Origin of the sequence: Micromonospora sp. NPDC049047 (assembly GCF_040649135.1) — a bacterium.
GTDB lineage: Bacteria > Actinomycetota > Actinomycetes > Mycobacteriales > Micromonosporaceae > Micromonospora.
The window spans coordinates 49,305-63,474 of the sequence record NZ_JBEZEY010000006.1 but is presented as its reverse complement, the minus strand read 5'-3'; the positions used below and the strand labels follow the sequence as shown (position 1 = coordinate 63,474).

Sequence of the window (14,170 nt, the reverse complement as noted above, 5' to 3'; positions counted from 1 at the left end):
GACAGTGGGCAGGATTGACCAAAGTCTGGCGACGGTATCGCAACGGCCCGACGAACGGCGCTCTGACCTCGGGGCGAAGTTGGGCAGATGGCACGAAAAAGCGCCCGGCTCTCGGCCGGGCGCTCCTTCGGTAGTGCTGTCCTACGGTGTTGCTGCCTCGCCAGGTGATGCCAGGTCGTTATCGGGTGAGGCTGCGGCGGCGACCCACCCCGGCCACAAGCGCGACCGCGATCGCGGCAACCACGACCTGGACCAGCAACTCGGCCCAGTCGATACCGCTCGTCTCGGTCGCGATGCCGATGGCCCGCGCCAGCACCGTGCCCAGCAGGGCCGCGCCGATACCGATCAGCAGGTGCAGCCAGATCGGCATGTTCTGCCGGCCCGGGACGACCAGGCGGCCGAGCGCGCCGACGATGAGACCAACAACGATCGCAGTGATGATGCCCCACACGGTGAGCTCCACGGCCACCCTCCTTCAAAATGTCTGACACACGCGATGTGTGCTTCCTGTCGTGACCGCTAAGTGCCCGCCCCACCGAAAATCCAAACCGACTTCAGCCACCAAACGATCACGTCTTGGCCGACAAGGGCAGGTTCCACCGGACGCCCTCGTACCCGAACCGCGGCAGGCCGCCCCGCCGCCGCCCGCCGGGCCGCCACGCCGCCGTCCCACCAGGCCGGCGGATCGCCACGCCGCCGCTGCGCTGCCAGACCGCCGCGCCCCGGGCCGCCCTTCCACCAGACCGCCGCCCCGCCACAGCGCCGCGCTGCCACGCCGTCGCGGCAACCGACCCAGCAGGTCAGCCCGCTTCCAGGGAAACGGAGTGGATCACAGCGGTCCGGGGCGCCGAAAACGCCAACCCGGGCGTCGGAACGCCTGGTCGGCGCGGTGAGGGCCGCCGCAGGTGCGAGAACGCCGATGGGCGCCTGGCCTGTCGGCCGGGCGCCCATCGACTGTGTAGCTGTGGTACGAGTTCTGCTGTTCGGTGTTACCGGGTCACTCGGCGGCGGCCACCCACGCCGGCCACCAGGGCGACCGCGATCGCAGCAACCACGACCTGGACCAGCAGCTCGCCCCAGTCGATACCGCTCGTCTCGGTCGCGATGCCGATGGCCCGCGCCAGCACCGTGCCCAGCAGGGCCGCGCCGATACCGATCAGCAGGTGCAGCCAGATCGGCATGTTCTGCCGGCCCGGGACGACCAGACGGCCGAGCGCGCCGACGATGAGACCAACAACGATCGCAGTGATGATGCCCCACACGGTGAACTCCACGGTCGCCCTCCTTCTAAAGAATGTCCGACACACGATGTGTGCTTCCTGTCGTGACCGCTAAGTGCCCGAGCGGCCGAAAGTCCAAACCGACTCACCGCCAACGGCACAGTCAGACGTCAATTTCCGACGGGTGCGTCGGTTGGCGCGCGGGCGCGTCCACACAGGTAGGAGCCCATCTCGTCGGGCCCGACCGCCCTCGCGGCGGCCCAGAAAATTTTTCCGTCACGCCTCGGTGACCCCGCCCCCGCTGGCCCCTACGACGGTCTGCCAGACCGCATGAACGGGGAAGGTCAGCACAGTCAGACCAGCGCAGGGCGGACCACGCAGACGCGAGCCACGGCAGGCGCGGACCACCGCAGACGCACGCCACGCGAACGCGAGCCAGGGCGGACACGCAAGATCCGCGCAACCTCGGGGGAAACTGCCGCCTCAACCTGACTCCAGGCGACACTTCCCCGAACCTGCGCGGATCTTGACCGCGGGGCCGGACGTCCGGGCTACTTCTTTCCGGCGGCCTTGCCGTCGCCGGAGTCGGAGGAGAGGGCGGCGATGAAGGCCTCCTGCGGGACCTCGACCCGGCCGACCATCTTCATCCGCTTCTTGCCTTCCTTCTGCTTCTCCAGCAGCTTGCGCTTGCGGCTGATGTCACCGCCGTAGCACTTGGCGAGCACGTCCTTGCGGATCGCCCGGATGGTCTCGCGGGCGATGACCCGGCTGCCGATGGCCGCCTGGATGGGCACCTCGAACTGCTGGCGGGGGATGAGGGTACGCAGCTTCGCGGCGATGGTGACGCCGTAGTTGTACGCCTTGTCCTTGTGCACGATGGCGCTGAACGCGTCCACCGGCTCGCCGTGCAGCAGGATGTCCACCTTCACCAGGTCGGACGCCTGCTCGCCGGAGGGCTCGTAGTCCAGCGAGGCGTAGCCCTTGGTGCGGCTCTTCAACTGGTCGAAGAAGTCGTAGATGATCTCCGCGAGGGGCAGCGTGTAGCGCAACTCCACCCGGTCGGCGGACAGGTAGTCCATGCCGAGCAGGGTGCCGCGTCGGCCCTGGCAGAGCTCCATCACGGCGCCCACGTAGTCGTTCGGCGTCAGCACCGTCGCCCGGACCACCGGCTCGTACACCTCGGCGATCTTGCCGGTGGGGTACTCGCTCGGGTTGGTCACCACGATCTCCGCGCCGTCGTCCGTGATCGCCCGGTAGACGACGTTCGGCGCGGTGGAGATCAGGTCGAGGTTGTACTCGCGCTCCAGCCGCTCCCGGATGATCTCCAGGTGGAGCAGGCCGAGGAAGCCGCAGCGGAAGCCGAACCCGAGCGCGCCGGACGTCTCCGGCTCGTAGTCCAGGGCGGCGTCGTTGAGCTTGAGCTTGTCCAGCGCCTCACGCAGGTTGGGGTAGTCGGACCCGTCGATCGGGTAGAGCCCGGAGTAGACCATCGGCTTCGGGTCCTTGTAGCCACCCAACGCCTCGCCCGCCGGCCGGCTGTTGATGGTGACCGTGTCACCGACCCGGGACTGCCGGACGTCCTTCACACCGGTGATCAGGTAGCCGACCTCGCCGACGCCGAGCGCCTCGGCCTTGACCATCTCGGGCGAGATGACGCCGATCTCCAGCAGCTCGTGCACGGCCCCGGTGGACATCATCTTGATCCGCTCGCGGGCGCTGATCCGGCCGTCGATGACCCGGACGTAGGTGACGACGCCGCGGTAGACGTCGTACACCGAGTCGAAGATCATCGCCCGGGCGGGCGCCTCGGCGTCGCCGACCGGCGGGATGAACTGCCTGACGATCTCGTCGAGCAGGTGCGGTACGCCCTCGCCGGTCTTGCCGGAGACCCGGATGCAGTCGGCGGGGTCGCCACCGATCAGGTGGGCCAGTTCCTCGGCGTACTTCTCCGGCTGCGCGGCCGGCAGGTCGATCTTGTTGAGCACCGGGATGATCCGCAGGTCGTTCTCGAGGGCCAGGTAGAGGTTGGCCAGGGTCTGCGCCTCGATGCCCTGCGCGGCGTCGACGAGCAGCACGGCGCCCTCGCAGGCGGCCAGCGACCGGGACACCTCGTAGGTGAAGTCGACGTGCCCCGGGGTGTCGATCATGTTGAGGACCGCGTGCTCGCCGGCCCGCTCACCCTCGCGGATGGTCCACGGCATGCGAACGGCCTGGCTCTTGATGGTGATGCCGCGCTCGCGCTCGATGTCCATCCGGTCCAGGTACTGGGCGCGCATCTGCCGGGGGTCGACCACACCGGTGAGCTGCAGCATCCGGTCGGCCAGGGTCGACTTCCCGTGGTCGATGTGGGCGATGATGCCGAAGTTCCGGATGCGACCGGGGTCGGTGGCACCAGGGGCGTTCGCGCCGGGATCGAGCTTCGGTGGCACAGCGGTCCGTTCTGGTCGGCTGACGTGAACAGGCCGGCGCGCCGCCGACCCCCTCTATGTTCCCACGCCGCCGGGGTACGCCCGCTGCGCGGGCGATGGATCGGCCCGAGGCCCCGTCATTCCATCGGCGGCTCGACGAACAGCGCGGCCAGCCGGGGCAGTCGTCGGCGGGCCTCCTCCTCGTCGTCGAAGTCCCAGAAGTCGTTGAGGTCCGGCGTCCGCACCGGGTCGCGGTCCGCCGGCAGTTCGCTGGCGGTGGCCTTCCGGTACGCGTCCCAGGGCACCGAGAGCATCTGCTCGGCGGAGAACTCCTCGCCGCTGAGCGAGGCCGCCCGCACCTGGGGCAACTCGGCAAGCGAGTCCGGTTCGGCGACCGCGCGGGCGAAGACCGCCCGCCCCTGGGTCATCAACCAGCCCCGGAAGTACTCGAAACCGTCGGCCGAGGCACCCCCGTTGATCAGGTACGCCGCACCCCACAGATCCGCCTTGTGCGAGGCGGCCAGCACCCGCGACTGGTGCCGCGCGTACCCGATGATGTCCTCCGGGTCGCGCTCGGCGAGCAGGGCGACGGCCCGCGCGGCGACCGGCCCGGGCTCTCCCCCGCCCCCGGCCCGCGCCTCGTCGATCAGCTGCCAGAAGTCCTCGGTCCTCATGGCTTGGCAGTCTGGCAGTGTCGCCGCGCGTCGCGCACGCACCCCGGGGCAGCATGGTGTGGTGTCCTCTCCCCCGTTGCCGCCGGTGCCGTACCACGCGAGTGCCCAGCGTCCGTCGTGGTCGGCGTTGCCGGCGGAGCTGCGGGCCGCTGTCGCCGACCGGCTCGGCGCGCCGGTGGTCACCGCCCGGGTCGCTGCGGCGGGCTTCACCCGCGGCTTCGCCGCCGTGCTCCAGACCGCCGCCGGTGGCCGGGCCTTCGTCAAGGCGGCACCCGCCGCCGAGCAACCGCACCTGGTCGACTGGTACGCCCGGGAAGCGGCGATCCTGGACCGGCTGCCGGTCGACCTTCCGGCGCCCCGCCCCCGGTGGACGCTGTCCGAGGCCGGCTGGTTCGTGCTCTGCACCGACGCCGTCGACGGGCACACCCCACGCCTGCCCTGGGCGCCCGCCGAGTTGGACGCCACCCTCGCCGGGTACGCGGAGGTCGCCGCCGCCCTGGCCGACCCGCCGCCCGGACTGGCCGCGCTCGGCCTGCCGCACCTGGCCGACCTGGCCCGGTCGGACATCCTCTGGTGGGAGGAGGTCGCCGCCGGCCGCGAGCCGACCCCACCACTGCCCGCGCCGGTGCGGGGCCGGCTGGCCGAGCTGGTGGCGCTGGAGTCCCTCCTTCCCCGGTACGCCGCCGAGGCGACCGGCCTGATCCACGGCGATCTGCGGGTCGACAACGTGCTGATCGACGCGGACGGTCGGGCCTGGTTCTGCGACTGGACCTGGGTCTGCTCGGGGCCCGCCTGGTTCGACATTGCCGGTCTGCTGCTCACCGCGTACGCGAGCGGGCTGGACGCGGACCGGCTCTTCGCCGCGCACCCGGCGGCGGCGGGTGCACCCCCGGACGCGCTGGACGCGACCCTTGCCGCACTGGCCGGCTACTACCTCACCGGTGCCGCGGCGGCACCCCCGACGGCCTCCCCGCACCTGCCCGCCCACCAGCGGTGGAGCGGCGAACAGTCACTGGCCTGGCTGGCCCGCCGCCAGGGCTGGCGCTGACCCCGGCCCCGCGCCGCCCCGGCGCTGGGCCGCGCCGCCCGATGCCAGCCCGCCCCGCGCTGGGCCGCGCCGCCCCGCGCTGGGCCGCGCCGCCCCGCGCTGGGCCGCGCCGCCCGGTGCTGGGCCGATCCCCGCCCGGTGCCGCCCGATGCTGGGCCGCGCCGCCCGGTGCCGGCCTGACTTCGGGTGATCGACTCGGGTTCCGGGATACTGCGGTGTCAACTCGCTGCGGACACCCCGGTTTCCTTGAAGCCGAGTGGATCAGCACCGGTGTGGGCGGCGGACCGTGGCACTGGCGTTCGGCGGAGCCGTTTTGGCTCGTCCCGGGCAACCTGGTAACCTGGCTCTTCGCGCGGCGGTGACGCATGTTCGTCACCCAGCGCACAAGCTGACCAACCCGAGCTATCAAGACGAGGCTGTCGCGTGGCGAACATCAAGTCCCAGATCAAGCGCAACCGGCAGAACGAGAAGGCCCGGCTGCGCAACAAGTCGGTCAAGTCGTCGCTGAAGACCGCCGTCCGGAAGTTCCACGAGGCTGCTGAGGCCGGTGACGTCGAGAAGGCGACCGCGCTCATGCTGGACGCCTCGCGCAAGCTGGACAAGGCCGTCAGCAAGGGCGTGATCCACTCCAACCAGGCCGCGAACCGCAAGTCCGCGATCGCGAAGCGCGTGGTTGCGCTCTCCGCCTGACGACTTCACTGTCAGACTGATTCGGAAAGCCCCGGGCCTCGGTCCGGGGCTTCCGTGTGTCCGCAGGCCGGCGTCAGGTCCGCAGACCACCCGTCCAATCCGGCGAGATCGGGTTCGCCCGGCACGGTCACCGCTCAATCCAACCGCCCGGTCCGACATGCTGGCCCGACCGACCTGACGGGACGGGCCGGCCTGACGGGGTGGGCTCAGCGTGACGGGTCGGCGCGGCGGGTGGGTGGCACCGGATCGGCAGCGACAACCACGCCGCTGACGCTGTGCGAGATCCACTCCACCTGGGCTCGGCCGACCACCGGTTCCATCTGCCTGCGGAACCGATCGCGTTCCTGCTCGGGCACGAGCGCGGCGGAACGGACCACGATCGCGGCCACCATGTCGTTGAGCTTGACCATCGCCGCCACCACCACGGGCAGCACCAGCACCGCCCACCAGGTGACCAACTCGGCGAGGGCGAGCAGCACGGCCAACGCGATGGTGCCCTCGAAGAAGAGGAAGCACAGCACGCCGCCGGGGTTAACGAACCGCAGACCGAGGAGTCGGGCGTAGAGGGGCCGGTAGCGCTCCTCGTCGACGGCGACAGTGGCCCACGCCGGGCGGTTCGTCCCGGTCACCTGGACCCGCCCTGCCGGGCTGCCGCGACCGAGAAGACCGCCCGCTCCAGGGCGTACGCCCGGTCGTCGGAGCCGCCCTTGACTGCGGCGTTGCACTCGGCGGCGACCTGCATGGCCCGGACCAGACCCTCTGGCGTCCAGCCGCGTCCCTGCCGCTGCGCCCGCTCGATCTTCCAGGCAGGCATGCCGAGGCTGCTGGCGAGCTGGTACGGGCTTCCCCGCCCGGCCGACGCCACCCGGGCCACCGTGCGCACCCCGTCGGCCAGGGCATCGGCGATGGGCACCGGGTCGACGCCGACGTGCAGGGCCCAGCGCAGCGCCTCCAGCGCCGCCGGTACGTCACCGACCATGGTGGCGTCCGCCACCGTGAAGCCGGTCACCTCGACCCGACCCCGGTAGTAGCGGCTGACCGTGTCGGCGCTGATCCGCCCGTCGGTGTCGGCGATCAGTTGGGAACAGGCGGCCGCCAACTCACGCAGGTCGTTGCCGACCGCCGCGATGAGCGCCTCGGCGGCGTCGTCGGTGCACTTTCCGCCAGCTCGGCGGATCTCGTCACGGACAAAGGCCACCCGGTCGCGATGCCCCTTGAGCTTGGCCGCCGGAACGACAGTCGCGCCGGCCGCCCGTAGCCCGTCGGCGAACGCCTTGCCCTTGGCGGCACCCAGGTGCAGCACCAGTAGCTGGACGTCGGGGTCGGGGTTCTTCGCGTACGCCAGCAGCGCGGCGACCAGGTCCTTGCGGGCGTCCTGGCCCGAGCGCAGGATCAGCAGCCGCCGCCCGCCGAACAGCGAGGGGCTGAGCATCTCGGCGATCTCGCCGACGGTGAGCGCACCAGCCTGGTATTCACGGACATCCACCTCGGCGTCGACACTGCGAACCTTCGCGACAGCTTCGGTGACCGCGCGCGTGGCGAGCAACTCCTCGTCACCGAGGACGAGCAGAATGGGGGCGAGGTTGGCGGCGGTCACGCCGCCCATATTCGCACGGCCCAGGTCGGGATCTCGCCTGCTCATTCGCTGCTTGGTCGGCGCAGCCCGCACTCAGCGCAAATCCAGACATCTATCTCAATTGCCACCTAATACGCAATTGTCATCACGGGTCGGGTCCACCAGGCGCTGCGGTGCACCACCCGGGGCGCCGCGGATCGGCCGCACCGTGCCGCCTGCGGCTCAGGATCGTCGGCCCGGTGGGATTCCGCGTCGGACCACGGCCAGGCCACCATCGTTCCGGATCGCCGCCACGTCGCCGTCGGTGTCGGTGCGCAGCACCCGGGTGCCACCCCCGCTCAGCCGGGCGAGTATCCCCGGGTTCGGGTGGCCGTAGGTGTTGCCGCTGCCCACCGGCACGAGCGCCACCACCGGCCGCACCGCGTCGAGGAAGCTCGGGTCCTGGTACGCCGACCCGTGATGCGCGACCTTCAACACGTCCGCCCGTAACTGGCTGGGCGTTGCCCGCGTCAGCAACGCGTGCTGCTCCTCGGTCTCGGCGTCGCCCGGCAGCAGGATCCGCACTCCGCCCACCGTGGCACGCAGCACCAGCGAGTTGTTGTTCGGGTCGGATCTGGTCCCGGCCAACGGGTACGGCGGACCGAGCACCAGCAGGTCGACGCCCCCGATCGGGTGGCGCGCGCCGGCCGAGGTGGTGAGCAGCGCGGCCCGCCCGGCGGTCGCCGCCGCCCGGACCAGGTCCCGGCCACTTTCCGGATCCGTCGAGGCCGGCACCAGTACGGCGTCCACCCGTCGCCCCCGGAACACGCCTGCCACACCACCCACGTGGTCGGCGTGAAAGTGGCTGACCACAAGCAACGGCACCTCCCGTACGCCGAGCCGACGCAGGCAGTCGTCCACCGCACCTGGTTCAGGCCCGGCGTCCACCACCACCGCCCGCCCGGAGCCGACCGGCAGCACCAGGGCATCGCCCTGACCCACCGCGCAGGCCACCACCACCCAACCCGTCGGCGGCCAGCCGGCAGCCACGAACCGCACCGCGAGAACGCCGATGACTGCGGCGACGCCGACCACCGCCACCAGTCGACGCACGACGGGCCGACGGACCGCGACCAGCAGGGCGAGGGTCACCGCGGTCAGCAGCAGTGCCCCCGGCAACCCGCCGGGCCAGGGCAGGGTGCCGCCCGGCAGTCGGGTGCCCTGGCGGGCGATGAGCACGAGCCACCAGGCCGGCCAGCTCGCCAGCCACGCGAGGAACTCGGCCCCGGCCGGCCAGACCGGCGACACCAGGGCCGCCAGCACGCCCAGCACTGTCGCTGGCGCGATGGCCGGCACGGCCAGCAGGTTGGCGGGCACCGCCACGAGGCTGACCGTGCCGGAGATGCCGGCGACGACCGGCCCGCAGGCCAGCTGCGCGGCCGCCGGCACGGTCAGCGCCTCCGCGAGGCCAGCCGGCACGCCGCGCCGCCGCAGCCCGTCCCGCCAGGGTCCGGCGAGCAGCAGCAGACCACCGGTGGCCAGTACGGAGAGCGCGAACCCGGGATCCCCGGCCAGCTCGGGATCGACAAGGACCAGCACGGTGACGGCGGCGGCCAACGCGGGTAGCGCGGCACGGGGCCGACCGGCGGCGAGCGCGGCGAGCCCGATCGCCCCCATCGTCGCGGCTCGTACGACGCTCGGCGACGGGCGGACCAGAATGACGAAACCCACAAGCGCCACCGCGCAGAGCCCGACGGCGAGCCACGGACCGGCTCGTGCCCAACGGGCCAGCAGCAACACCGCGCCAACCACAATCGCCACGTTGCTCCCCGACACGGCATTGAGATGTGTCATGCCAGTGGCCCGGAATTCTTCCTCGACGGCGGGTGGCAGTCGGCTGGTGTCGCCCACGATCAACCCTGGCAGCAGCCCGCCCGGGTCGTCGGGCAGCGGCGCGCAGGCCCGTTGCAGGCCGGCACGCAGGGTGCCGGCGGCTCGCTGCGCCCAGGACGACTCGCCGTGCCGCTGCGGCGGGCCGTTGGTGCTGAGCACGGCCGCGGTGAGGTCGCCACCGCGCGGAAGACCGAGCCGACCGTCGGCGGTGAGGCGCTGCCCGGGTAGCAGCCCATGCCAGGCCGGGTCGGTGGCCAGGACGAGCAGCCGCACCGACGCGTGAATTCGGCGGCCGTCGGGGCCGGTGAGCTGGACCAGTTCGCTCGGCACCAGCAGCATCCCGGGTCGCCCGGCGGAGCGGATCGGGCGCGGATCGTCCCGGACCACCACCTCGGCGGTGATCAGAGCACGCTGCTCGGCCAGGGCACGGATCGGCGGTGTGTCCCGGATGGCGAGCTGGGCTGCGGTGGCCGCCCCCGCGCAGACCACACCGAGGCCGACAGCGACGGCGATCCAGCCGTAACGGCGTGCGGCGGCCCACGGACGGCCGAGGCGACCGAGCAGGTGCAGGGCGCCGAACGTGGTCAGGATGGTCGCCACTGTGGCCACCAGCAGCAGCGCGCGGGTGCCGAGATGCAGGCCGGCGAGCGCGGTGAGCCAGGCGGCCACAGCCAGCCCGGCGAGCCGCAGATCCGGCGGCGACGTCTGGTGCTCGGCACCGGGGGGCGACGGGTCGCCGGTGGCAGGGTTGCGGTTCACACAGTCACCAGGTCCTTGAGCTGCTCGTACCGTGCGTCCCCGATCCCGTCGACCTGACGCAGGTCGCCGACGGCCTTGAACCCGCCGTGCCGGTCGCGGTGGTCGAGGATGCGCTGGGCGAGCACCGGACCGACCCCGGGCAGCGCGTCGAGCTGCGCCAGTGTGGCGGTGTTGAGGTTCAGTGGACCGGCGGCCGGTGCCGCCCCGCCCGCCGCCGGTCCGCCCGGCACCGGCGGCGGCGTCACCCCGACCACTATCAGCTCGCCGTCGGTGACCTTGCGGGCGGGGTTGAGCAGCGCCACGTCGACCCCGGGGAGCGGACCGCCGGCCGCCTGCACCGCGTCGGCGAGCCGGGATCCGGCCGGCAGGCGTACCAAACCGGGTTTGCGGACCTTGCCCGCGACCGCCACCACCAGCTCGCCCGAGCCGGACGCGCTGAGGTCGCCCGCCGGACTGGCCGCTGCGGCCTCACTGCCCGCTGGTGCGACCGGCTCGGCGTGCGGCCGGGACCGCCAGGCCCATCCGCCGGCGGCCAGAACCACCACCGCCGCCACGACAGCCAGCGCCCGCACCCCACGTCGCCCCGGGTCGAACGCGCCAGGCCCGGACAACCGCGGGGCCACCGAGCCGTCCACGGCAAGGGGTACGCCCATGTCCGGCTCCGCCACCGGCGCCCCGGCCCGGGGTGGCAGCACCCCGGCCAGGGGTACGCCCACGAGCGGTGCCCCTGCCGGGGGTGACAACACGTCCAGCGGCGCGTCCGTCAGCCGGCGCAGGCGCTGGCGTACCTCAATCTCCTCGTCGTGTGACACGGGGCGACGTTATGGCGACGGCGAAGGTGGTTGGGGGTGGCGGCGGCGTCCTGTGGACAACCGACGCCACTGTGGACAACGCCCTGATCATGCACACATCTGCTATCCGTCTCAGCGGCATCCGGGCATGGGTGACAGCCCGGATCGGCGGGTGCACCTTTGTGCGGCGCGCGGTGATTCACTGCCTGCCGGGCAGCGGAGACTGCCACCGCGGCATCCGCGTTCGCGCCTGGGGCGCCGGCACGGCGCAGGTGACCCGCGCCTACGAGGCTCAGCAGCGAAACCGACGGCCGGCGGGCTGCTAGGCGGAGCCGAGTCCGCCGGCCTGAAGGTGTCGACTCACCGCGCCATGATCGCAGGCGGCCGGAGTGACCGGTCACCGTCCGAGTAGCCCGGGAGCATCATCGTGAGCAGTGATTTCGCGTTCTGGAAGGTCGGCGTGGGTGACCCGGGCGAGATCTACGACGGCTTGGCCGACGGCGAGACCGACGTCCTCGAAGCGCACCCCGACGTCACAGGCTTCCGGGGCGAGCTGCTGTCGCGCTGGCCCGATCTGGTGGACGTCCTCGAACCGAGCGAACACGACCTTGTCGACGCGCCCGACGATGCGGCGAAGTATGTGCTGCTCACCCTTCCGGTCGGGATGCTCGGCCACCTCGACGGCATCTACGAGCTGGCTCGACAGCACGGGCTACGCGGCTACAGCGGCGTGGCCGGCGAAGCGTTCTAGGTGCGCCCGTCGGGCGGGTGGTGCCGGCCCGGTGAACTGCCACCGGAGCCGGCACCCCTGCTCGACGAGCGGTCAGCTAGCGCCGATCTCGGCCACTACAGGTACGGCCGGGTGATGATCTCGATGGCGTGGCCGGCCGGGTCGAAGAAGTAGAAGCCCCGCCCACCGTGCTCGGTGTTGGTCTCCCCCGCCCGCTTGAGCTGCGGGTCGGCCCAGTAGGTGATGCCGCGCTCCTCGACAAACGCCAGGCACCGCACGAACAACTCGTCGTCGACCAGGAACGCGTAGTGCTGCATCTGGATGTCCACCGGCGGCTCGGCGAACTGGAGCAACACACCCTCGTCCAACATGACGTTGACGAACGGCCCCCACGAGGGCGCCTCGGGCAACTCGAACAGCTCCCGATAGAACGCGGCGGAGGCGTTCCGGTCCTTGGTGGCGATGATGGTGTGGTTGAACGTGACTGTCATGTGTACCGTCTTCCGGTCGATCCGAGGACCCGACCGGAGGCCCAGAGCCCCCCGCAGCCACAGCTAGGACAAAGCCCCGAGGGCGCCGACGCCCCGGATCCCGCACGAGAGACGCGGACATCGCGTCGATCTCGGCGTGGTGGCTGAAGTAGCCAGAACCTCCGGGGGGTAGGCCCATCTGGGGCGCGCACGGAGGCTAACACAGCGACGCGGAGCAGCGGCGCGACAAAACGGTCAGCGGGCCTCCGGGTCGAGGCCGAGCACGGCTCGTCCCCCGTCCACCGGCAGGGTCACCCCGTTGACGAAGCTCGCCGCCGGTGACAGCAGGTACGCGACTGCCTCGGCCACCTCGTCGACCCGCCCGATCCGGCCCACCGGGTGCAACCGATTCAGCTCGTCGTCGATCCACCGGGCCTGGGCGGGTTCCTGTGCGGCAAGGAATTCGGTGTGCCGCTCGGTGGCGATCGAGCCGAGCGCTACCGCGTTCGCGCGGATGCCGTGCTTGCCGTACTCGACGGCAAGCGCCCGGGTCAGCCCCTCCACTGCGGCCTTCGCCGTCGCGTACGGCAGGGCACCCGACACCGGCCGGCGGGCCTGGTGCGACGAGACGTTGACGATCGCGCCGCCGGCGGCGCGGGCCAGGAACCGGCGGACGGCGACCGCAGCGCCCACCACGGCCGGGCGCAGGTTCAGCCCGATCAGGTCCAGGACCGTGTCGGCCGACGCGGAGTGCAGCGCGGCGTCGCGGAACACCGCCGCGTTGTTGACCCAGCCGGTCAGGGGCGCCGCGCGTTCGGCCAGCTCGGCTGCGTGTTCGGCCACCTGCTCGTCACCGGCGTCCCCGAGCACCGCGACGAGTCGGTCGGCGGCCGGGTGCCCGGCCAACCAGTCGACAGCGTCGGCGTCGCGCTCCAACACGACGACATTGGCACCGGTCGCCACCAGGCGTTCGACAACGGCGCGGCCGACACCGCGACCGCCGCCGGTCACCACACACGACGTGGCCACCGCTCAGTGCTCCGGTCGGCGGTGGACGACCACACAGGCCAGCCCCGGGCCGGCGTGCGCGCCGACGACCGCGCCGGCCTCGGAGAGGTACGTGTCGTGCAGCCGTGCACCGAGCCGTTCGGTGAGCGCGGTACGCAGCGCCTCGGCCCGTTGCGGCGCGGCCAGGTGATGCACCCCGAGATCCACGTCGTCGTCCCCGGCCGCCTCGACGGCCAGGTCCACCAGCCGGGTGACTCCCCGGCTGGCGGTGCGGACCTTCTCGCGCAGCACTATCGCCCCGTCCGGCATGTGCATGATCGGCTTGACGGACAGGGCGGTGCCCAGCAGCGCCTCGGCCGCGTTGATCCGGCCGCCCCGGCGGAGGAACTCGAGCGTGTCGACGTAGAAGAAGACTGTGGTGCGGGCGACTGCGGCGAGCGCCGCGTCGCGTACCCCGGCGAGGTTGACGCCGCTCTCGGCGGCGGTGGCGGCGGCGATGGCCGGAAAGCCCAGCCCCATGCCGGCGGACCGGCTGTCCACGACCTCGACCCGGCCGCCCAGTTCGGCAGCGGCCAGTCGGGCGGCCTCAACCGTGCCGGACAGCGCGGCGGACAGGTGCACGGAGACGATCCCGTCCGCGCCGCCGTCGAGCAGCTGCCGGTACGTGCGGGCGAACTGGTCGGGCGCCGGGCGGGAGGTGGTGGCAGTGACCCGCCGGGCACTGAGCGCGACTGTGGCATCGGCCGGTTGGGTTTCCACCCCCTCCAGCCCCTCCGCGCCGTTGAGCACGACTGTCAACGGGACCACGGTCAGCCGGTGTGCGTGCGACAGCTCGGGTGGAAGGTAGGCGGTGGAGTCGATGACGACCGCGACGGGCATGCCCGGCACGCTAGCCGATCGAGGCCCCCAACGCCGAAGCGCGAG

14 protein-coding genes are annotated in these 14,170 nt (G+C 72.1%); 3 read left to right on the top strand and 11 right to left on the bottom strand.

The window, feature by feature from the left end; translation table 11 throughout:
* Positions 1–178: 178 nt before the first annotated feature.
* From AB0B86_RS11855 to AB0B86_RS11840, 4 genes are all read right to left on the bottom strand, one after another.
* Positions 179–463, bottom strand: coding sequence for a GlsB/YeaQ/YmgE family stress response membrane protein (locus tag AB0B86_RS11855; protein WP_357410542.1), 285 nt, complete (start codon positions 461–463; stop codon positions 179–181).
* 526 nt (positions 464–989) lie between these two features.
* The gene (locus AB0B86_RS11850) at positions 990–1,274 is read right to left on the bottom strand and encodes a GlsB/YeaQ/YmgE family stress response membrane protein (RefSeq protein WP_357410540.1); all 285 of its coding nucleotides are present in this window, start codon (positions 1,272–1,274) and stop codon (positions 990–992) included.
* A 497-nt stretch (positions 1,275–1,771) separates the two neighbouring features.
* Entirely contained in the window at positions 1,772–3,649 is a 1,878-nt protein-coding gene (gene lepA, locus AB0B86_RS11845) for a translation elongation factor 4 (protein ID WP_357410538.1), read from the bottom strand.
* 116 nt (positions 3,650–3,765) lie between these two features.
* Entirely contained in the window at positions 3,766–4,302 is a 537-nt protein-coding gene (locus AB0B86_RS11840; RefSeq protein WP_357410536.1) for a DUF4240 domain-containing protein, read from the bottom strand.
* Positions 4,303–4,363: 61 nt separating this feature from the next.
* On the opposite strand from AB0B86_RS11840, the gene AB0B86_RS11835 reads away from it, so the two are divergent.
* A complete protein-coding gene (locus AB0B86_RS11835; RefSeq protein WP_357417704.1) occupies positions 4,364–5,350 on the top strand; it encodes an aminoglycoside phosphotransferase family protein in 987 nt (328 codons plus the stop codon).
* 423 nt (positions 5,351–5,773) lie between these two features.
* Complete coding sequence (rpsT, locus tag AB0B86_RS11830; protein ID WP_030336508.1) at positions 5,774–6,040, top strand: 30S ribosomal protein S20; 267 nt, start codon at positions 5,774–5,776, stop codon at positions 6,038–6,040.
* Positions 6,041–6,246: 206 nt separating this feature from the next.
* Here the strand turns inward: rpsT and AB0B86_RS11825 are convergent, their stop codons facing one another.
* The 4 genes from AB0B86_RS11825 to AB0B86_RS11810 form a co-directional block, all read right to left on the bottom strand.
* Positions 6,247–6,669 (bottom strand): hypothetical protein, encoded by a 423-nt coding sequence (locus AB0B86_RS11825; protein WP_357417702.1) that lies wholly within the window; start codon positions 6,667–6,669, stop codon positions 6,247–6,249.
* A complete protein-coding gene (holA, locus tag AB0B86_RS11820) occupies positions 6,666–7,646 on the bottom strand; it encodes a DNA polymerase III subunit delta (protein ID WP_357412079.1) in 981 nt (326 codons plus the stop codon). Before holA ends, AB0B86_RS11825 begins: the two co-directional genes overlap by 4 nt.
* Before the next feature lie 192 nt (positions 7,647–7,838).
* On the bottom strand, positions 7,839–10,247 hold the full coding sequence (locus tag AB0B86_RS11815) for a ComEC/Rec2 family competence protein (RefSeq protein ID WP_357417700.1): 2,409 nt from the start codon (positions 10,245–10,247) through the stop codon (positions 7,839–7,841).
* Positions 10,244–11,059 carry a ComEA family DNA-binding protein gene (locus AB0B86_RS11810; RefSeq protein WP_357412076.1) on the bottom strand — a complete coding sequence of 272 codons (816 nt, stop codon included), beginning with the start codon at positions 11,057–11,059 and terminating at the stop codon, positions 10,244–10,246. Before AB0B86_RS11810 ends, AB0B86_RS11815 begins: the two co-directional genes overlap by 4 nt.
* Positions 11,060–11,465: 406 nt before the next feature.
* Here AB0B86_RS11810 and AB0B86_RS11805 point away from each other — a divergent pair, with 406 nt between their 5' ends.
* On the top strand, positions 11,466–11,789 hold the full coding sequence (locus tag AB0B86_RS11805; protein ID WP_357412075.1) for a hypothetical protein: 324 nt from the start codon (positions 11,466–11,468) through the stop codon (positions 11,787–11,789).
* A 95-nt stretch (positions 11,790–11,884) separates the two neighbouring features.
* Here the strand turns inward: AB0B86_RS11805 and AB0B86_RS11800 are convergent, their stop codons facing one another.
* The 3 genes from AB0B86_RS11800 to AB0B86_RS11790 all read right to left on the bottom strand — a co-directional run bounded on the left by AB0B86_RS11800 (position 11,885) and on the right by AB0B86_RS11790 (position 14,125).
* Entirely contained in the window at positions 11,885–12,259 is a 375-nt protein-coding gene (locus AB0B86_RS11800; protein WP_357412074.1) for a VOC family protein, read from the bottom strand.
* 234 nt (positions 12,260–12,493) lie between these two features.
* Positions 12,494–13,267 carry an SDR family oxidoreductase gene (locus AB0B86_RS11795; RefSeq protein ID WP_357412073.1) on the bottom strand — a complete coding sequence of 258 codons (774 nt, stop codon included), beginning with the start codon at positions 13,265–13,267 and terminating at the stop codon, positions 12,494–12,496.
* A gap of 3 nt (positions 13,268–13,270) precedes the next feature.
* Complete coding sequence (locus tag AB0B86_RS11790; protein WP_357412072.1) at positions 13,271–14,125, bottom strand: DegV family protein; 855 nt, start codon at positions 14,123–14,125, stop codon at positions 13,271–13,273.
* Positions 14,126–14,170 lie beyond the last annotated feature (45 nt).